We start from the raw sequence: 18,357 nt of genomic DNA, 5'->3' as shown, positions 1-18,357 counted from the left end.
TTTCGGGCTGCCTCCGCTCGGAGCGGTCGGCGCGCTCCAAGCGCAGGGCCGGTCGCAGCGGGAGCCTCACAGGCTTGCCTCCAGTGCGTCGCGTAACCGGCGGAGCAGCGCCACGTCCGGGGATTGGGTCTGGGTTAACCAGTCGGGCAGGGGTGTTTCGACCGGTGCCAGGACCGGCGTGTGCGGGGTCTCGACGAGCCCGGCCGCCGCGAGGCGCCGTACGTCGAGCAGCGTGTGGAAGGCCGGGCGGCCCAGCACCCACGCGAGGTCCGCCGGGGTCCGTGCGCCGTCCGCCCTGGCGAGCAGGATCCGCTGGCGGGCGGTGACGGTCTGGCCGGGGGCGGCGGCCCGGGGCACCACGGGGGAGGTGTCCAGCAGGGGGTACGGCCACACGGCGTCGAGCAGCTCGCGCCGGCGCCGGGTCTCCCGTTCGACGGCCGCGGCCGGGACCGAGCGGACGGAGCCGATCCAGTGGGTGGCCCCGCGGCGGAAGCGGGAGGGGCCGGTGCCCGGGGAGAGGGCGAAGAAGGCGGCGTCGAATATGGCGGCCAGGTGGCAGATCTCCAGTTCGCCGCCCGCGAGGCCGCCGCTCTCCACGAGGAAGCGGGCGACCTGGCGGCGGGCGCCGGCCCGGTCCACGGCCTCGCGCCAGCGCTCGGGGGCGAGGCCGCCGCCGGTGGTGAGGAGGACGTCGAGGCCGGGGGTGGCCGGGCTCTCGGCGTGCACGATGCGGCCGTCCTCCAGGAAGAGGGTGCCGCGGTCGCGGAGCAGGGCGCCTGTGGCGCGCTCCGCGGCGAGGCGGGTCAGGAGGGGCGAGACGGCGACGGCGGCGAGGCCGCCCACCTGGGCGGCGGTCATCTGAGGACCAGCCCCTCGGCGAGGATGCGGAGTCTGTGGCGGGCGAGGGCGAGGTTGCCGTCGGTGCGGTCCAGCCACAGGTGGAGGAAGACGCTGCTGTCGAAGCTGGTCTCGACGAAGCGGAGGACGTGGTAGCCGGTGCGGGTGGTGACGATCAGGTCCTCCACGGGCAGGCCCAGGCCCGTTTGGCCCAGGTCCGGTCCGGGTGCGGAATCGAGCGCCGGCTGGGCGAAGGACTCGTACTCGGCGGCCGCCCGGGCCAGCTCGGCGGTCTCGGCGGCGGTGGTCTCGTGGTCGCCGACCGGCGAATCCCCGGCGGTGCCGAGGGCCAGTCCGCTGCTCCAGTCGACCAGCGCGGCCCCCCGCGCACCAGGCAGGGCCATGGCTTCGAGCAGGCATTCGTCGATCCCGGGCACGCGGGCTCCCCTCCCGGCCAGACGTGCGAAGTGCACGGTCTACGGCGCGACAGGAGGGAACTTACTCACGTTCCACCGCACGGAAGGGGCTTCTGGCATTTTCCGCGGGAACATGCACAGAACCACGTGGCTGCATGGCCGGAACCCGTCGACTTCTGATCGCGAATGTTGATCACGGCCGTCGGTCACGCAAGAGGGCGCACGGGGCGCACAGGGCGCACAGGGAGTGCGCGTGTCACCGGGGGGCTCGGCCGACGGCTCACGAAGCAAGCGGAAGATGCTCCGCGAGCCGGAAGGCGCCGCCCTCGCGCTCGACGTATCCCTCGTGGCTGAGGGTGCGCAGCAGGTGGTAAACGGTGGGCAGCGGAATCCCGGTGAGCCGCGCGAGCCGTTTCGCCGTCACCTCGCCCTCGGCGTACATCGCCTCCAGAAGGCGCAGCGCCCGCTGCACGGAACCGATCAGGGTGGGTGCGCTCTCGCTGTCCTTCTGACCGCCGTCGGTGACCATGAATACTCCCCCTGCTCCGGTACGAGTCCTGGCACCCCCATGAAAGTCGCTCCCGGCCCGCAATCCCAGCTGACTCGCGCACATCCGGACATAAGATCACCACGCCCCGGCCGCGGTCCTCCCGTGCGGCGATTCGGACACGCCGGCGGACGCGGTCCGGTCCCGGCCCTCCCCACCGCCCCCTCCCCCGTGTCACCCTGCCCGTCATGGAGCGGATCATCGAGGAGATACGCGAGGACCTGTCCCGCCGGATCGCCCTGACGGCGGACCGGCTAGCCGACCGGACGCTGGCCGAGGATCCCGCGTACGCCGCCCTGCTCGGCCGGGCCGGGCTGCGCGAGCGGATCCGCCTCGGCCTCCGGCAGTCCGTCGAGGGCCTGGACCGCGGCATCCGCGGGCTGCCCGTGGAGCTCGCCGGCGCCCGCGCCACCGGCACGCTCCTGGCCGAACAGGGTCTGCCGCTCGCGTCGCTGCTGCGCACCTACCGGCGCGGCGGCCGCATGGTGTGGCAGACCCTCAACGAGGCGGTGGCCGCGCACGACCCGGCGGCGCTGCCCCGGCTGCTGCCGGCCGCGGCCGTGCTGTGGGACGTACTGGACCAGCTGACGGACGCGGTGGCCGACGCGTACCGCGGCACGGAGACCGCGCGCCGCGACCGCGACCGGGAGCGCCGGGCGGCCCTGCTCGACGCGCTGTTCGACGGCGCGGGCCCGCCGGACGGCCCCGCGGCCACGGAGGCGGCGGACCGGCTCGGCCTCCCCGAACGCGGCCGCTTCGCGGTCGTCGTACTCGCCCCGGACGCGCCGGGCGCGCCGGGCGCCCGAGGAACTGCGGGTGGTTCCGACGGCCCGCCCGCCCCGGACGGCCTGCGCGTGCTGTGGCGGATCCGCGCCGACGGGGAGGCCGGCCTGGTGGAACTGGGCCACCATCCCCTGGAGTCCGTACGGGAGCTGCTCGGCCCGCTCGGAGCCCGCGCCGGGGTCAGCCCGGTCGTGGGGAGCCCCGGGGACCTGGCCCGGGCGCACCGGCTGGCCACGCTCGCGCTGCGCACCGCCCCCGCGTCCGGCGGTCCGTGCACCGCCCTGCTGGACGAGCGGCTGCCGACCGCGCTGGTCGCCTCCCAGGCCGAACTCGCGGGCCGGCTGCGACAGGTGGTGCTCGGCCCGGTGCTGGCGCTGCCCGCGGAGGACCGCCGGGTGCTGCTGGGCACGCTGGGCACCTGGCTGACCTGCCAGGGCTCGACGACGTACGCCGCACAGCGGCTGTACTGCCACCGCAACACCGTCTCGAACCGGCTGCGCCGCCTGGAGCAGCTGACCGGCCGCACGCTCTCCGACCCCGCGCACGTGGTGGAGCTGGCACTCGCCCATGCGGCGGTGCTCCAGCGCGCGAACGCCCCCGCTACCTCCTCGGCCTCGCCGGCTCCGCCGGCCGGGCCGACTCCAGCAGGTACGGTACGTCGATCACCGCGACCCCGGGGGTGAACAGCAGCCTCGCCTTCAGCCGGAACGCGTTCTGGTTGTGCAGGGGCTGTTCCCACCAGTGCCCCACCACGTACTCGGGGATCACCACGGACAGGATGTCCGTCCCCTCGGCCGCGGCCAGTTCCTGCACGTACGCGAGGACCGGCCCGATGACCTCGCGGTACGGGGAGTGCAGGATCTTCAGCGGTACGCCCGGGTCGTGCTCCGCCCAGGCCTCGCGCAGCCGCCGCGCGTCCTCCTCGTCGGCGGCGACGGTGACGGCGGTCAGGGTGTCGGGCCGCAGCGCCTGTGCGTAGCCGAGTGCCTTCAGCGTCGGGGCGTGCACGTTGGACACGAGCACCACCACATGGTGGCGGGAGGGCTTGCGCGGTCTGACCCCGGAGGCGACGGCTACCTGGGCCGAGACCCGGTCGTAGTGCCGGCGGACCGCCTTCATGCCGAAGAAGAGCAGCGGCATCGCGATGACGACCAGCCAGGCGCCGTGCGTGAACTTGGTGGTCAGGACGATGATCAGGACCACGGCGGTCAGGGTGGCGCCGACCGCGTTGATCGCCAGCCTCCGGTGGATGTGGATCCGCTCCGCCTCGGGCGTGGCCGGGGAGGCGAGCTCGCGGCGCCAGTGCCGGACCATGCCCGTCTGGGAGAGGGTGAAGGAGACGAAGACGCCGATGATGTAGAGCTGGATGAGCCGGGTCAGCTGGGCGTCGAAGGCGATGATGAGGGCGATGGCGGTGAGCGCGAGCAGCACGATGCCGTTGGAGTAGACGAGCCGGTCGCCGCGGTTGAAGAGCTGGCGCGGCGCGTACCGGTCCTTGGCCAGGATCGAGGCGAGCATCGGGAAGCCGTTGAAGGCGGTGTTCGCGGCGAGGATCAGCACGCCCGCGGTGACGGCCTGGAGCAGGTAGAAGAGGAAGTGCCAGCTCCCGAAGGTGGCACGGCCGATCTGGGCGAGCGCGGTGGACATGGGCGTGCCGGCCGGCAGGCCCAGTTCCGTCGGGTCGGCGGCGACGTGCACCTCGTAGACCATGGCGAGGGTGGTGATGCCGAGGAACATGGTCACGGACAGGACGCCCATCACGGCCAGGGTGTTGGCGGCATTGCGGCTCTTGGGCTTGCGGAAGGCGGGCACGCCGTTGCTGATCGCCTCGACGCCGGTCAGCGCCGTACAGCCCGAGGCGAAGGCCCGCATCGCGAGGAGCACCAGGCCCAGGCCGGTGAACGTGGCCTCCGCGGTGATCGGGAGGTCGGCGGACTCGGCGCGGATGGTGGCGCCGGTCGCGATACGGACGGCCGCCACGGCGAACATGACGTAGATGACGAGGACGAAGCCGTAGGTCGGAACGGCGAAGATGCGTCCCGACTCCCGTACGCCGCGCAGGTTCATCAGCATCAGCAGCACCACGAACCCCACCGACAGGGCGACTTCGTGGTCGCTGAGCGAGGGGATCGCGGAGGTGATGGCGTCCACGCCGGAGACCACGGAGACGGCGACGGTCATGACGTAGTCGACGAGCAGCGCGCTGGCGGCCGTCAGGGCGGCGGTCTGGCCGAGGTTCTCGGAGCTGACGACGTAGGCACCGCCGCCGCCGGGATAGGCGTAGCAGGTCTGCCGGTAGGAGGCGACGACCACGATCATCAGGAAGACGATGGCGGCGGCCGCGTACCAGGCGAGGTGGAGCAGCGCCACGCCGCCGAGGGCGAGGATCAGCAGGATCTCCTCGGTGGCGTAGGCCACGGAGGAGAGCGGGTCGCTGCAGAAGATCGGCAGCGCGAGCCGTTTGGGCAGGAGCGTCTCGCCCAACCGTGCGGTGTCGAGCGGTTCACCCACCAGCACGCGCTTCAGATTGATACGCCTCATCCCGGCATGATCGTGCATGTTTCATCCGGTTTGTCCCTCATCGGGACTGTGTCATGCCGCGGACCCGGCGGGCCCGGCCAGTTCCTCGGCCCGGTGGGCCAGCCACAGGTCGTGGCGGGCGCTGGGCGACTGGAGCAGCGAGCGCTCCAGCAGGGCCTCGATCCGGGTCAGCCGCTTGCGCGTGCCGGGCACCGAGATGCCGAGCGCGGCCGCGGCCGGGACCAGGTGCGCGTCGTGCCGCAGCCAGGCCCGTACGGTCGCGCGGGCGCCGGGCGGGGCCTCGCGCCCGGTCAGCGGCGCCAGATGCGCGCGGGCCCAGGCCGCCAGGTCGGGGTGGCGCAGTACGCCGTCCAGATCGGCCGCAGCGCCGGCCGGCGCCCCCGGGGAAGCGCCCGCCGGGACCCCCGCGGAGGTGCCCGGCCCGCCCGGGGTCAGCCGTAGCGCGAACGAGAGCTCCGCCTGCTCGGGCAGCCGCGCGAGGTCCCGGCCGAGCACCGACTCGATCAGGCGCAGCCGGGTGGCCAGGGTGTTGCGGTGGATCTTCAGCAGCCGCGTCGCGTGCGGGCCGAAGTTCAGCCACGCGTGGGCCGTGGCCCGCAGCTCCTGCGGGCCGGGGTCCTGGGGACGCCGGGGTTCGTACGTGTGCAGGGGCGCGAGCAGCGCCTCGGCCCAGCCGGTCCCGGCCGCGTGGGCGGCCAGCTCCAGCTCGGGCCCGGGGCCGAAGCGGGCGTGCCGCCCGGCGCGGCCGCGGGCCACGGCCAGGGCGTGGAAGGCCTGGGTGTACGCGGCCGGGGCCTCGCGCAGCAGCAGCTGCCCGCTGACCCCGACCGCGCGGTCGCGGGCCACCCCCGCCAGCGCCTCGGACAGCGGATCGTGCTCGGCCGAGACCGCCGCGAGACCGGCCGGGACCAAGGCGATGAGGTGGCGCACGTACACCGGGCAGCGCACGATCCAGGCCCGGCCGCCCGTCAGTTCCTCGCAGAGCCGGGCCACCTCGCCCCGCTGCCCGGCCCGGCATTCCACGACGTACATCCGCAGCGGATCCGGCAGCGACGGCGTGAGCGCCTCGGCGATCTGGTGGGCGGTGGAGAGCCGGCCGTTCATCAGCAGGTGCAGGACGGCCTCGCGGGCACGCGATTCGGCGAGCTCGGCCCGCTCCTCGCGCCGCTCGGCCTCCTCGGCGCGCAGGACGAGGGCCAGCGCGGCGGCGGAGTCCGCGAGCAGGGCGGGTGCTTCCGGGTGGTGCGGCAGGTCGAGTACGGCGGCCAGCGCGCGGCCCCCGTCCAGCGCGAACAGCAGCGCGGCCGAGCGCTCGCCGTGCAGGACGGCCGAACGCACGCCCCGGGCGCGCAGCTCCTCGGCCCCGCGGACGGCGAGCTCGGGACCTGCGGCCGCGTCGGCGTCCACCACACCGGTCCAGCCGTCCAGCCGGGCGGCGAGCCACTCCAACAGGGCGGCCGAGCCGCCGGAGTGGGCGAGCCGGTGCACCTTGAGGATGTCCTCGGACCGGCTGCGGGAGCGGTCCGCGGGCGGGGGCGTGGGCGGAGGCGGCGCCGCGGGCGTATGCGGGATGGGCGGGTGCGAAATGAGAGGCTCCCTTCGGTCCGGGTCGCGCCGTACGGTCGACCACCCGGAGTATCACTGTGCTCGGTGATACCCGTCCCGCGCCGTCACTGTGCAGGGCGGACCCTGCCAACCGGCGACCGGCCGCCTAGGTTTGACCCCGAGCGGTCGGGCCCCGGCATCGACGGGGGAGTCGCCGGGGCCCCTCTCGCTCACGGCCGGACGGCTCGCAGCCGAACGGTTCGCAGCCGGGCGGCTCACATCCGGGCGGCCGCGCTGCGGATGGCCTCCCGGATACGGAAGTAGGTGCCGCAGCGGCAGATGTTCGCGATCGCGTCGATGTCCTCGTCGGTGGGCGTGCCGGTGCGCTTCAGCAGCGCGACCGCGGCCATGATCTGGCCGGGCTGGCAGAAACCGCACTGGGCGACGTCCTGTTCGAGCCAGGCCTCCTGCACGGGGTGCAGGACGTCCCCGTCCGCCAGCCCCTCGATGGTGGTCACCGTCTTGCCGGCGCACGCGGAGACGGGCACCACGCACGGGCGGACGTCCGCCCCGTCGAGATGGCTGGTGCAGGCCTTGCAGACGTCCACGCCGCAGCCGTACTTGGGGCCGCGCACGCCCAGCATGTCGCGGAGCACCCACAGCAGGGGCAGATCGTCGGGCGCGTCCACGGTGACGCTCTGCCCGTTGACGGTGAAGGTGTGCGAGGGCACGGCGGACTCTCCTGAACCGGGCTACCGGCTAGCGGGGGTAGGGGGTGAAGTCGACGTCGAAGTCGAGGGGGAAGCTGCGCGGCTTGGCACCGGTGGCCCTGGCCCAGGCGTTGGCGATCGCGCCGACCGCCGCCGGGACGCCGAGCTCGCCCGCGCCGCCCGGCTCCTCCCCGGTGGCCGGCAGCACGAAGACCCGTACGTCCTTCGGGGTGTCGCGCTGCCGCGCCCAGTGGAACTGGCTGTAACTGCCCTCCAGCGGGAGCCCCTTGTCCAGGTGCAGCCCGGCCTTCAGGGTGGTGGAGATCGCGTCGGTGAGGCCCCCGATCATCTGGGCCTCCAGTCCGCGCGGGTTGACGGGCAGGCCCACGTCCACCGCGATGACGGCCTTGGTGACGCGGACGTGCTCGGGGTCCCGGGCGTCGATCTCGACCAGGCAGGCCGTACGGGACTTGTACTCCTCGTGGAAGGCGATGCCCTGGGCGCAGCCGGCCGGCATCGGCCGTCCCCACTCCCCCTCCGTGGCCGCCTTGTCGAGCACGGCGCGCTGGGCGTCGGTCTTCAGGAAGGTGCGCCGGAACCGGTACGGGTCCTTGCCGGTCCGCGCGGCGAGTTCGTCGACCACGATCTCCTCGGCGCCCCGGGTGTTGGCCGAGTACACCGAGCGCCAGGAGCCGGTCGGGATGCCGGTGGGCACCTCGCTGAGCCCGTGGGTGGTGAGCCCGAAGTGGTAGGGGGATTTGATCGTGGTGTGGAACAGGGTCTGCGCGAGGGTGGCGTTGCCGATGCCGAGCGGCAGGCTGGCGGCGGTGGCGGTGATGATCTCGCCGAGCCCGTGCCGGAAGTCGGTCTCGGCGGCGGCCACCCGGTGCTCGAACGAGAGCACCTCGCCCAGCAGATGGGTGGCGCGGATCTTGTGGTGGGTGGCGGGGCGCATCCGGCCGTGCCGGGTGTCGTCGACGCGGGTCCACATCAGCCGGACGGGACGGCGGCAGGCCTTCGACACCCGGGCGGCCTCCAGCGCGGCGTCGAAGAAGAGCCGCCGCCCGAAGGAGCCGCCGGCCTGGACCACGTGCACGGCGACCTTGTCGAGCGGCAGGCCGAGATCGGCGGCGATGGTCTCGCGGGCCACGATGGGGGACTTGAGCCCGGACCAGATCTCGGCGCGGTCCTCCCGTACGTCGGCGACGGCGGAGTTGGTCTCCATGGGCGCGTGGCTGACGAAGGCGAAGTCGAACTCGGCGTCCACGTACGGGGTGAGCAGCGGCGGCACCAGCAGCGGCGGGGTGGCGGCACGCAGCTTGGCGCGGATCTGCGCGTCGGAGAGCTGGTCGGCGGGGCCGGGGCCCCAGGTGACCTGGAGGGCGGCCTTGGCATCGAGGGCCTGGCCGAAGGTCTCGGCGACGACGGCGACCCCGGTCGGGATGGTGACCACGTGCAGGACGCCGGGCATGGCCCGGACGGCGGCGAGGTTGGCGACGCCCTTGACGCTGCCGCCGAGGCTGGGCGGGCGGCGCACCACGCAGGGCTTGGCGCCGGGCACGTCGAGGTCGAGGGTGTACTGCTGGGCGCCGGTCACCATGGCGCGGGCGTCGATCCGGCCGGTGGGCCGGCCGACGAGGGAGTGCTCCGCCGCCTTCTTGGGGCCGGCGCCGAGGACGACCAGGGCGGGGTCGGCGGCGGCCGCGGCGAGGCCGCCGTACGCGGCGGTGCGGCCGTCGGGCGCCCGTACGACGCCGTTCGCGGTGGTCAGCGAGGAGGCGGCGAGGTTCCAGCGGCGGGCGGCCGCGGCGACGAGGCGGGCCCGGGCGGTGGCGGCGGTCTGCCGGACCGGCCCGTAGAGGGAGCGGATGGAGTTGGAACTCCCGGTGAGCTGGTTGAACAGCAGCTCGGGCCGCGCGTCGTCCAGTTCCACGCGGACGGCGGCCAGCGGCGCGTCGAGCTCCTCCGCGACGAGCATGGCGACGGCGGTGGTGAGGCCCTGGCCCACCTCCTCGCGGGGCAGCCGGAAGCGGATGCTCCCGTCCGCCTCCACGGAGAGCGCCAGCAGGGCCGAGGTGGGCGCGCCGGCCAGGATGAACAGGTCTCCGAGGTCCACCAGATCCGCGGGGGCGGGCAGGCTCGGGACCACGGCGTGGGCGGACTGCGGGGCGAGGGCGTCGGCCCCGGCCCGGGTGACGAGGGCGAGCGTCGGCGCCGCGACGAGGTACGTGAGGAAGGAGCGGCGGCTCTGCCCGGTCATGTTCTGCGTCCCCACCCTGCGCGGATCCGCGTCCGCGGACCTCCACCGGCTCGTTACCGGCACGTAGCGTAGCGATCACGGGATGATCTGGGAAGCGAGTGCCGTCCAGCCCGCGCCCGGACGGGGTCCTTCGTTCGGGGGTACCCCCGCGGGGTCGTTGATCCGGCTCGCGTACGGATTGCGCCGCCCGGAAGTGTCGTACGCCTCGCCCGTACGATCGATCCGCGCCCTCCGGAGGGCCGCTTTCCGGCCGTAGGAGGACGATGGGAGGAGAGACGGCCGTACGCGCCGAAATCACGTGAGGAGGTGTGCGGCGGTGACCATGTACATGGATGTCCACCACGGCATGAAGGGCATTACGGCAGCCGAGCTGATGGCCGCCCACAAGGCGGACCTGGCGATCGAGCACGAGGAGAAGGTGCACTTCGAGCGCGCCTGGGCCGACCCCGCTTCCGGCACGGTCTACTGCCTGTCCGAGGCGCCCTCGGCCGACGCGGTGATGCGGATCCACGAGCGCACCGGGCACCCGGCCAGCGAGATCCACCCGGTGCCGATCAGCGTGTGACGCCGGAGACCGCGGGCAGGCCCCGGAAGGGCTGACCGGAAACGTTCGTACGCGCGAAGGGGGGGCCGGGAGGCCCTTGGCATATGCCTGAAGCAAGGCCGAGACGGATGTTGCCAAACGTCTTACGGGCCGTCGCGGCCTGTGCAACAGTCGTTACCGGTCCTTCCTTCAGACATGGCCGTACCGCGCCGCCTGTATCGGAGTTCTCATGCCGTCCCACCTCTTCGCGGACCGTCCCGCGCAGCCGCCCGAGCCAGGGTCGGTGGACGCACTGATCTCGCAGACCCGGCGGCTCCGCGGCGAGGTGGACGCGGTGCGCCGCGACACCGTCGTCGACGACGACGACGCGCAGGGCCGCTGGCAGCGCGCGCTGTGCGATCTGGCCGTCCACCAACTCGACGACCTGGGCGAGCACTTGGGCCAGCTCAAGGAGGGCCTGCCGACCGCCCCCGAACTCGAGGGGCTCGCCGAGGGCACGCCGGAGAGCGACGCGGCCGGGCCGGAGGCGCAGCAGACCCGCGTCGGCAGCGCCGAGTGGAACCTGCTCACCGACGAAGTCAACTGGTCCGAGGAGCTGTTCCAGATCTTCGGCCGCTCGCCCGAGGCGGGCCCGCTCCCCCTCGACGAACTCGGCTCCACCCTCTTCTCCGATGACCAGCCGCTGCTCACCTCGATGGTGACGGCCTGTCTGGTCGACGGGAAGCCGATCGACGGCGAGTTCCGCATCGTCCGGGCCGACGGCCGCGTCCGGACGCTGCACATGCGAGGCGAGCCGGTGCTCGACTCCGACGGCTGCACGGCCTCCATGTGGGCCGTGCTCCGGGACGTGAGTGAGCTGCGCCGAAGCCAGCGCGCCGTACGCGAGTCCCGTGACTCGCTGCAGCGCCGGCGGGAGATCGCGCAGACCGAGCACCGGCTGGCGGTCGAGCTGCAGGAAGCCGTGCTCCCCCCGTGGCACGGCTCCCTGCGGTTCCCGCACCACACCACCGGCACGCTCGACGTCGCCGCGCACTACCTGCCCGCCGCGACGAGCGCGCTGATCGGCGGGGACTGGTACGACGCGCTCGAACTGCCCGACGGCCGCTCGCTGCTGACCGTGGGCGACCTGACCGGGCACGGGGTGACGGCCACCTCCGGGATGGCGATGATGCTCGGCGCCCTGCGCGGCATGGCGATGGCCGGGATCGAGCCAGGCCCGCTGATGGGCTGGCTCAACCAGCTCCTGGAGGCCTCCGTCCAGCCGGCGCTCGGCTCGGCGGTGTGCTGCCGCTACGATCCCGCCCGCCGTGTGCTGTCCTGGGCACAGGCCGGCCACCCGGCCCCCCTGCTGTTCCGCGGCGGCTCGGGCCGCGCCCTGCAGCCGCCGGAGGGCGTACTGCTGGGCGCGACCTCCGGGGCGGCGTACGGGCAGGCCGAGGAACGGCTGGAACCGGGCGACGTGCTCGTCCTGCACACGGACGCACTGACGCCGTGCAGCATCGAGTTCAGCCGGGCGGACGGCACCGAGCGGCTGCTGGCCCTCGCGCCGCGGTTCGCGGGCGCGCGGTCGGCGCAGGACTGTGTGCGGTTGGTGGTCGAGGAGTTCGGTGTGGGTGAACGCGAGGACGATGCCTGCGTCCTGGTGGCCAGGGTCGGGGGCTGACCGCCCCTCGACGGGCCGACGGGTACCGCTTCAGGGCCGCGCCGCGAGGCGCGGCCGTTCTCGTCTCCGTACAGGTGTCGTGCGTACAGGTGTCATGGGCACGGGTGTCACGGGGCCTGGTGTCATGGGGCCCGGTGGCACGGGGCCGGGTGTCACGGGGGGCTAGACGGTGCGCTGCGACGGGCTGTTCGGCAGGGCCAGTTTGATCTCCGCGCGCAGGTCCTCGATCCGTGCGTACCCGGCGTACTGCCCGGTCAGCCGGTACATCTCGCGCAGCCGGTCCCACGTCCGGTGCGAGGAGGTCTCGTTCATCGAGACCAGCGCGAGCCGGGCGTAGCGGTCGGCCTGCTCCGGGTCGTCGGCGATGAAGCAGGCCGACGCCATGGAGATGTAGTCGAAGATCTGCGAGCGCTGGTGGCCGCCGGACCGCAGCCGCAGCGCCTCCCGGGCGTGCCGCTGGGCGATCGGTGCGGCCGAGGGGTCGTGATCGGCGAGGGTGCGGAAGGCCAGGGCCTGCATGCCGTGCAGGTCCGCCTCGTCGAAGTTCTGCATCCAGCACGGCGGGGGGACGTCGCCCTTGTCCGAGACGAACAGGTCCTCGGCCTCGCCGAGGGTGCGGCGCATGGCCTGGCCCTTGCCCATCGCCGCCTGCGCCCAGGCCTCGATGGTGTGCAGCATGGCGCGGGTACGGGGCAGGGTCTGCTCGCCGGAGCCGGACTGGGCCAGCTTCATCAGGTCCAGGGCCTCGTGGGGCTTGCCCAGGTGGACCATCTGGCGGGCGGCCCGGGACAGCGCCTCGCCGGCCCGCGGCCGGTCCCCGCCCTCGCGGGCCGCGTGCGCGGCGATGATGAAGTACTTCTGCGCGGTGGGTTCGAGACCCACGTCGTGGGACATCCAGCCCGCCAGCACCGCCAGGTTGGCCGCCACCCCCCACAGCCGCCGCTGGAGGTGGTCGGGGTGGTGGTACGCGAGCATGCCGCCGACCTCGTTGAGCTGGCCGACCACGGCCTTGCGCTGCAGTCCGCCTCCGCGCGAGGCGTCCCAGGCGCGGAACACCTCCACGGAGCGCTCCAGCGCATCGATCTCCTGGGAGCCGATGGGGGCGGCCTCGTAGCGGTCGTAGCCGATCGGGTCGGCCTGGTAGGAGTCGCCGAAGTTCTGCGGGGCCTTGGCGGGGGCGGGATCGGTGTGGAGCCAGTCGTTCATGGCATGGGTGAGGGCGGAGCCGGCGGTGAGCGCGACACCCGCGCCCATCAGACCGCGACGGTTGAGCATGAGGTCCATTCCCGTGAATTCGGTGAGGACCGCGGCTGTGCGTTCGGGCGCCCAGGGCATTCCGTCGGGGTTCTCCTTCGCCCCGTCCGGCTGCCGTTTGGTGGTGCGCCGCTGCCGTACGAACCCGAGGTCCTCGATGGTCACGACACGACCGAGCCGCTCGGTGAACAGGGCTGCCAGTACAGTCGGCACCGGTTCGCGCGGGGTCTCCCCCATGTCGATCCAGCGCCGTACCCGCGAGGTGTCGGTGGCCAGCTGGTGGTGGCCCATGGCCGCCGCCTGCCGGTTGACCATCCTCGCCAGCTCACCCTTCGACCAGCCGGCCAGGCCGAACAAGTCGTTCAGGCGGGTGTTTGGTCCTTTGCTCACGTCAAGCCCCCAGGTTCTCGGCTGATTTGACATTAGCCCGCAGTCAGAGGCCCCGTGCATATTCGCCAGCCTTCGCCAGGGCACGCTTCTTGTCCGCCACCCACGGGCGGGTGTCAGGTAGGAATGCGCCTCCCCGACCCGGTCTCCGGGCGGAACTCCCCAGGGTGAAGTACGGGACCGGCGGGGTGGCGTACGCAACTCGTCGGCGCACGAAGGGATCCGTAACGCCATGTACGCAGCAACGTCCTCCGTGTCCGCCCCGGTCCGGCCGCACCGCACGCTCCAGGCGGGCGGCGGCCCCTACCTCGACCCCGGCCGCCAGCCGGCACCGGCGCAGGGCGCCGTACGGGCGCGGCGGATGCCGGGGGCCGGATCGCAGCCGCTCAGCGGAAGAATCGACCTCTCGGGGCCGCAGGGCGCGCAGCTGCGCACCGCGCTGGCCTCGGTGCAGCGGATCTGTCCGGAGTTCGCGCCGGTCCAGGTGCTGCGGCGCAGCGGCCGGTCGGTCCTCCTGGTCGGGACGACGGGCCGGATGACCGCGGTCGCCAAGGTTTTACTGGACCACTCGCCGGAATGGCGCGAGCGGTACCGGCACGAAATAGCGTCGTACCGGGCGTTCGTCCGGCACCGCCCGCCGGTCCGGGTGCCGCGGCTCATCGCCGCGGACCCCGAGAACTGCACGCTGGTGGTCGAACGGATGGCGGGCCGGGTCGCGGCTTTGCAGAGGCACCCCGTGGAAGCCCCGCCGCGGGCCGACGTACGGGCCGCGCTGGGCGCGGTGTGCCGGGTGAACCAGTGGCGTCCGCCGACCGATCTCTTCGGGGACCCGCTGAACTACGGGCAGCGCGTGGCGCGTTACCACGAGCTGGGACTGCTCACCGACCGGGATCTGGGTGATCTCCAGAAGCTGCTGTGCGGGCTGAAACTGGCGGGCGTCCAGCGGCAGTTCAACCACGGTGACGCGCTCCTGTCGAACCTGCTGCTGTCCCCGGCGGGTCCGGTGCTGCTCGACTGGGAGCACGCGGGCTGGTACCTGCCCGGCTACGACCTGGCCACGCTGTGGACGGTGCTGGGCGACGCCCCGGCCGCCCGCAGCCAGATCAGCCGGCTCGCCCAGTCGGCCGGTCCGGCCTCGCGGGACGCGTTCCTGGTCAACCTGATGCTGGTGCTGACACGGGAGATCCGGATGTGTGAGACGGCGGTCCAGCGCTCCATGCTGGCGACCGCCCCGAACCACCCGCTTCCGGCGGGCTCCCTGTCCTCCGGCGAGGAGCAGCGGCTGCTGCTGCGCCGTCTGCACGACGACTGCGGCATGGCCCGCAGGGCAGTCCGCGCGGCGGTCGGAACCCGCTGACCCCGGCGGCCCGACCCCGTACGAAAATCCCGTGCCGTACGCACCCGGTGTGCGTACCACGGGATTTCGTGCGTTCGCGGCCGTCTCGCCACCCTTGCGCATGCCTTGACATCACATGATCCCCCGAACACCTTTTCTGACTCAGCATCAGAAATGCTGGAGCCGCCGACCGACCCCGCCCTCCCACTCCGCTGGAGCCCGCCCATGTCCGATAGCGCCGAGTCCGCATGTCCCACCCCTCCTTCCCGCCGTACGGTCCTCGCCGGGGCCGGGGCGGGGGTGCTCGCCGCAGCCGCGCTGCCGTCGGCCGCCGCGCGGGCCGCCGACGGGGCCGCCGGGGCCGGTACGGGGGTTCCGCTCGGCGAGTACGACGTGGTCGTGATCGGGTCCGGGGCCTCCGGGATGACCGCCGCGCTCACCGCCGCCAAGCGGGGCCTGAGCGTGCTGGTGGTGGAGAAGGCGCCGACGTTCGGCGGTTCGGCGGCGCGCTCCGGGGCCGGGATCTGGCTGCCGAACAACTCGGTGATCCTGGCGGCGGGCGTGCCGGACACCCCGCAGAAGGCGGCGGCGTACCTGGCGGCGGTCGTCGGCGACGGCTCGTCGGCGGAGCGGCAGGCGGCCTTCCTCGCCAACGGCCCCCGGATGCTGGACTTCGTGATGGCCAACAGCCCGCTGCGCTTCCGGTACATGGACGGGTACAGCGACTACTACCCGAACCTGCCGGGCGGGCTGCCGAACGGCCGGTCCATCGAGCCCGACCAGATCGACGGCCATCTCCTGGGCGCCGAACTGGCCCGGCTGAACCCGGCGTACATGCCGGTGCCGGCCGGGATGGTGGTCTTCAGCCAGGACTACAAGTGGCTCAACCTGGCGGCCGTGAACGCCAGGGGCCTCGCGGTGTCCACGGAGTGCCTGGCGCGCGGCGCCAAGGCCGCGCTGTGCGGGCAGATGCCGCTGACGATGGGCCAGGCGCTGGCGGCCGGGCTGCGGGCCGGGCTGATGCAGGCGGGGGTACCGGTGTGGTTGAACAGCCCGCTGGTGGACCTGGTGCAGGAGGGGGGCGCCGTCACCGGTGTCGTGGTGGACAAGGAGGGCGTACGGGGTGTCGTACGGGCCCGCAAGGGCGTGATCGTCGGCTCGGGCGGCTTCGAGCACAACGCGGAGATGCGGGCGCAGTACCAGCAGCAGCCCATCGGCACCCAGTGGTCGGTCGGCGCCAAGGAGAACACGGGCGACGGGATCCGGGCGGGGCAGCGGGCCGGGGCGGCGCTGGCGCTGATGGAGGACGCCTGGTGGGGACCGTCGATCCCGCTGCCCGGGGAGCCGTACTTCTGCCTGGCGGAGCGCACGCTTCCCGGCGGGCTGATCGTGAACCGGGCGGGTGCGCGGTTCGTCAACGAGGCGGCCCCGTACAGCGATGTGGTGCACGTGATGTACGAGAAGGACCGGGGGGCGACGGGCTCGCACATCCCGGCCTGGCTGATCGTGGACCAGAACTACCGCAACAAGTACCTGTTCAAGGACATCCTGCCGACGATCGTCTTCCCGGACGCGTGGTACGAGGCGGGCGCGGCGAAGAAGGCGTGGACCTGGGACGCGCTGGCGGGCCAGATCGGGGTCCCGGCGGGGGCGCTGCGGGCGACGCTGAACCGGTTCAATGCCCAGGCGTGGAACGGAACCGACCCCGATTTCCACCGGGGGGACACGGCGTACGACCACTACTACACGGACCCCGGGGTCCAGCCGAACTCGTGCCTGGCCCCGATCTGGGCGCCGCCGTTCTACGCGTTCAAGATCGTGCCGGGTGACCTGGGCACGAAGGGCGGCATCGTCACGGACGCGCGGGCCCGCGCGCTGCGCCCGGACGGCTCGGTGATCCGGGGCCTGTGGGCGGCGGGCAACGCGAGCGCGGCGGTGATGGGCCACAGCTACGCGGGGGCTGGATCGACGATCGGCCCCGCGATGACGTTCGGCTACGTGGCGGCGAACGACATCGCGGACGCGTAGTGGCGGGTGCCTAGCCCTGCTGGAAGAGCTCGGCGGGGAGCGGCTTGAGCAGGGCGTACAGGTCGTCGGTGATGGGCCGGTCCCAGCTGGCGATGGTGACCAGCACGTTGTCGCTGCGGTCGAACTGCACGCAGCTGATCCGGCCCTCGGAGAGCTTGACCTTCCGGACGATGAGGAGGTTGTCGCCCTGCATGACGGGGCAGTCCTCGATGCCGGTGACCTCGACGTCCTCGTCGTTCTCGAGGGCGTCGAGGAGCTGGGCCACCTCGAAGGGGACCTGGCCGTCGGAGAGCTCCCGGGCGGGGGAGCCCTCGGGGAGGTTTCCGATGATCATTGCGGGGCCGCGTCCGCCGAACAGGTCGTAGCGGAGAAAGACGCCCTGGCAGCTGCCGTCGGGCGCGGGCAGCAGCCCGGCCCCGAGATTGCCCGGCCAGTCCCCCGGGTCCATGGCCAGGACGTCGAAGTCCGGGCCGGCGGGAGTGGCGGCGCGGTTGCGGCGGAGGAAGGACATGCCGCCATGGTACGTGCCCTCCCCCCTTTCCGGCCCCGGGCCCCTGTTCCTCGGGGCGCGGGTCGGGCCGCCGCCGCACGGAGCCGCTCCCGGATCCGGAAGACGGGCCCGGCATGATCCGAAAGAAACGGCCTAGACCGGCGGGACCAGGGTGAAGTAGTGCGGCAGCAGGTCCGCGGCCCCGCTGACCGCCAGAGCGGTGGCCGGGATCCGCCGCCAGAGGAACAGCATCAGGTCCGACGCCGTGCCCGCGGCTTCGACGTCCACCGGGTCGGTGGCCCCGTGCTCCACGGTGACCTGCTCCCCGGAGAACGTGACCGTCCAGACCCCGGGGCCGTCCGTGCGCCGGAAGCGGTACCGCTCCCCCGCGCCGGCCGGGGCCCCGGCCACGGCCCGCCGGAACGGGGCCATCGCCTCGAAGGTCTGCGGGACCGCGTCCGCCGCGATCTCCGCGTCGACCGGCCCCGGCGTCCCGGTCGCGGATTGCGCGTCCCACCGGTGCACCGCCAGCTCGATGGTCTGCATGCGCAGCCAGAAGCCGCTCGTGTGCTCCGCGGCATCCGGCGACCACGTCCACACCGGTACGTCGGGCCCCAGCTCCCGGAACTGGTCTTCCAGCTGCCGTGCACCCTGCGCGAACCATTCCGTGAGCGCGTCCGGCACCGGCCCCCGGTTCGGCTCCGTCCCGGGCTTCGGCCAGGCAGCCCGGACCGCCGGGTCCTGCGGGATCCCGAAGATCGTGAGGTCAGTGTGGTCCGGCGCCTCGGACAGGCGGTCGCGCAGGATGCGGCCGACGAAGCGGTGCACCGCGCCCAGGTGGCCGAGGAGGTCGGAGGCCGACCAGCCGGGGCAGGACGGCACGAGCGGGACCGGTCCGCCGCCGGCGTCGGCGATCGCGCGCGCGATGGCCTTCTCGAAGGCCGCCGTCTCGTTGCGGAAGTGGGCGAGGCGCTGGATGTGGTCCATGGCCTCACCCTGCCCCGGCCGGCACCGTC

The 18,357-nt window shown here is 73.3% G+C and carries 14 protein-coding genes and 1 pseudogene; 5 read left to right on the top strand and 10 right to left on the bottom strand.

Features of this window, described 5'->3' with window-relative positions; genetic code table 11:
- Nucleotides 1-66: 66 nt before the first annotated feature.
- The 3 genes and pseudogenes from IF02_RS0117285 to IF02_RS0117275 form a co-directional block, all read right to left on the bottom strand.
- The gene (locus tag IF02_RS0117285) at nucleotides 67-858 is read right to left on the bottom strand and encodes a hypothetical protein (protein WP_030157850.1); all 792 of its coding nucleotides are present in this window, start codon (nucleotides 856-858) and stop codon (nucleotides 67-69) included.
- Entirely contained in the window at nucleotides 855-1,274 is a 420-nt protein-coding gene (locus IF02_RS0117280) for a hypothetical protein (protein WP_030157848.1), read from the bottom strand. The genes IF02_RS0117285 and IF02_RS0117280 overlap by 4 nt, the downstream gene beginning before the upstream one ends.
- Before the next feature lie 286 nt (nucleotides 1,275-1,560).
- Nucleotides 1,561-1,782 (bottom strand): annotated as a pseudogene (locus IF02_RS0117275) (helix-turn-helix domain-containing protein); the annotation flags it as partial.
- Nucleotides 1,783-1,988: 206 nt separating this feature from the next.
- Between IF02_RS0117275 and IF02_RS0117270 the strand changes: the two are divergent.
- Nucleotides 1,989-3,266 carry a PucR family transcriptional regulator gene (locus tag IF02_RS0117270; RefSeq protein WP_051696282.1) on the top strand — a complete coding sequence of 426 codons (1,278 nt, stop codon included), beginning with the start codon at nucleotides 1,989-1,991 and terminating at the stop codon, nucleotides 3,264-3,266.
- Here IF02_RS0117270 and IF02_RS0117265 read toward each other — a convergent pair.
- From IF02_RS0117265 to IF02_RS0117250, 4 genes are all read right to left on the bottom strand, one after another.
- Entirely contained in the window at nucleotides 3,184-5,124 is a 1,941-nt protein-coding gene (locus tag IF02_RS0117265; protein WP_030157843.1) for an APC family permease, read from the bottom strand. The genes IF02_RS0117270 and IF02_RS0117265 overlap by 83 nt on opposite strands.
- Before the next feature lie 51 nt (nucleotides 5,125-5,175).
- Nucleotides 5,176-6,612, bottom strand: a complete 1,437-nt coding sequence (locus IF02_RS0117260) for a helix-turn-helix domain-containing protein (protein ID WP_030157841.1) — start codon at nucleotides 6,610-6,612, stop codon at nucleotides 5,176-5,178.
- 332 nt (nucleotides 6,613-6,944) lie between these two features.
- Nucleotides 6,945-7,400, bottom strand: coding sequence for a (2Fe-2S)-binding protein (locus tag IF02_RS0117255; protein ID WP_030157840.1), 456 nt, complete (start codon nucleotides 7,398-7,400; stop codon nucleotides 6,945-6,947).
- A 28-nt stretch (nucleotides 7,401-7,428) separates the two neighbouring features.
- Complete coding sequence (locus IF02_RS0117250) at nucleotides 7,429-9,639, bottom strand: xanthine dehydrogenase family protein molybdopterin-binding subunit (protein WP_030157838.1); 2,211 nt, start codon at nucleotides 9,637-9,639, stop codon at nucleotides 7,429-7,431.
- Between the two features lie 316 nt (nucleotides 9,640-9,955).
- Between IF02_RS0117250 and IF02_RS0117245 the strand changes: the two genes are divergently transcribed.
- Entirely contained in the window at nucleotides 9,956-10,204 is a 249-nt protein-coding gene (locus tag IF02_RS0117245) for an SCO4226 family nickel-binding protein (protein WP_106977293.1), read from the top strand.
- Nucleotides 10,205-10,412: 208 nt separating this feature from the next.
- Nucleotides 10,413-11,846, top strand: a complete 1,434-nt coding sequence (locus IF02_RS0117240; RefSeq protein WP_030157834.1) for a PP2C family protein-serine/threonine phosphatase — start codon at nucleotides 10,413-10,415, stop codon at nucleotides 11,844-11,846.
- A gap of 162 nt (nucleotides 11,847-12,008) precedes the next feature.
- Here IF02_RS0117240 and IF02_RS0117235 read toward each other — a convergent pair whose 3' ends face one another.
- Complete coding sequence (locus IF02_RS0117235; RefSeq protein ID WP_030157832.1) at nucleotides 12,009-13,490, bottom strand: hypothetical protein; 1,482 nt, start codon at nucleotides 13,488-13,490, stop codon at nucleotides 12,009-12,011.
- A 229-nt stretch (nucleotides 13,491-13,719) separates the two neighbouring features.
- Here IF02_RS0117235 and IF02_RS0117230 point away from each other — a divergent pair, with 229 nt between their 5' ends.
- Nucleotides 13,720-14,844 (top strand): aminoglycoside phosphotransferase family protein, encoded by a 1,125-nt coding sequence (locus tag IF02_RS0117230; protein WP_030157831.1) that lies wholly within the window; start codon nucleotides 13,720-13,722, stop codon nucleotides 14,842-14,844.
- Between the two features lie 204 nt (nucleotides 14,845-15,048).
- Nucleotides 15,049-16,851 (top strand): 3-oxosteroid 1-dehydrogenase, encoded by a 1,803-nt coding sequence (gene kstD, locus IF02_RS0117225; protein WP_030157829.1) that lies wholly within the window; start codon nucleotides 15,049-15,051, stop codon nucleotides 16,849-16,851.
- Nucleotides 16,852-16,861: 10 nt separating this feature from the next.
- Here kstD and IF02_RS0117220 read toward each other — a convergent pair whose 3' ends face one another.
- Complete coding sequence (locus IF02_RS0117220) at nucleotides 16,862-17,362, bottom strand: hypothetical protein (RefSeq protein ID WP_030157828.1); 501 nt, start codon at nucleotides 17,360-17,362, stop codon at nucleotides 16,862-16,864.
- 132 nt (nucleotides 17,363-17,494) lie between these two features.
- On the bottom strand, nucleotides 17,495-18,328 hold the full coding sequence (locus tag IF02_RS0117215; protein WP_030157826.1) for a maleylpyruvate isomerase family mycothiol-dependent enzyme: 834 nt from the start codon (nucleotides 18,326-18,328) through the stop codon (nucleotides 17,495-17,497).
- Between the last annotated feature and the right edge of the window lie 29 nt (nucleotides 18,329-18,357).

The organism is Streptomyces sp. NRRL S-244, from assembly GCF_000717915.1.
Taxonomy (GTDB): domain Bacteria; phylum Actinomycetota; class Actinomycetes; order Streptomycetales; family Streptomycetaceae; genus Streptomyces.
This window is presented reverse-complemented; position numbering and strand designations above follow the sequence as displayed.

Bases quoted from the DNA above. Each gene is read 5' to 3' on its own strand.
- IF02_RS0117285 (WP_030157850.1), bottom strand. From the start codon at position 858: ATGACCGCCGCCCAGGTGGGCGGCCTCGCCGCCGTCGCCGTCTCGCCC.
- IF02_RS0117270 (WP_051696282.1), top strand. From the start codon at position 1,989: ATGGAGCGGATCATCGAGGAGATACGCGAGGACCTGTCCCGCCGGATC.
- IF02_RS0117265 (WP_030157843.1), bottom strand. From the start codon at position 5,124: ATGAGGCGTATCAATCTGAAGCGCGTGCTGGTGGGTGAACCGCTCGAC.
- IF02_RS0117250 (WP_030157838.1), bottom strand. From the start codon at position 9,639: ATGACCGGGCAGAGCCGCCGCTCCTTCCTCACGTACCTCGTCGCGGCG.
- IF02_RS0117240 (WP_030157834.1), top strand. From the start codon at position 10,413: ATGCCGTCCCACCTCTTCGCGGACCGTCCCGCGCAGCCGCCCGAGCCA.
- IF02_RS0117230 (WP_030157831.1), top strand. From the start codon at position 13,720: ATGTACGCAGCAACGTCCTCCGTGTCCGCCCCGGTCCGGCCGCACCGC.
- kstD (WP_030157829.1), top strand. From the start codon at position 15,049: ATGTCCGATAGCGCCGAGTCCGCATGTCCCACCCCTCCTTCCCGCCGT.
- IF02_RS0117220 (WP_030157828.1), bottom strand. From the start codon at position 17,362: ATGTCCTTCCTCCGCCGCAACCGCGCCGCCACTCCCGCCGGCCCGGAC.
- IF02_RS0117215 (WP_030157826.1), bottom strand. From the start codon at position 18,328: ATGGACCACATCCAGCGCCTCGCCCACTTCCGCAACGAGACGGCGGCC.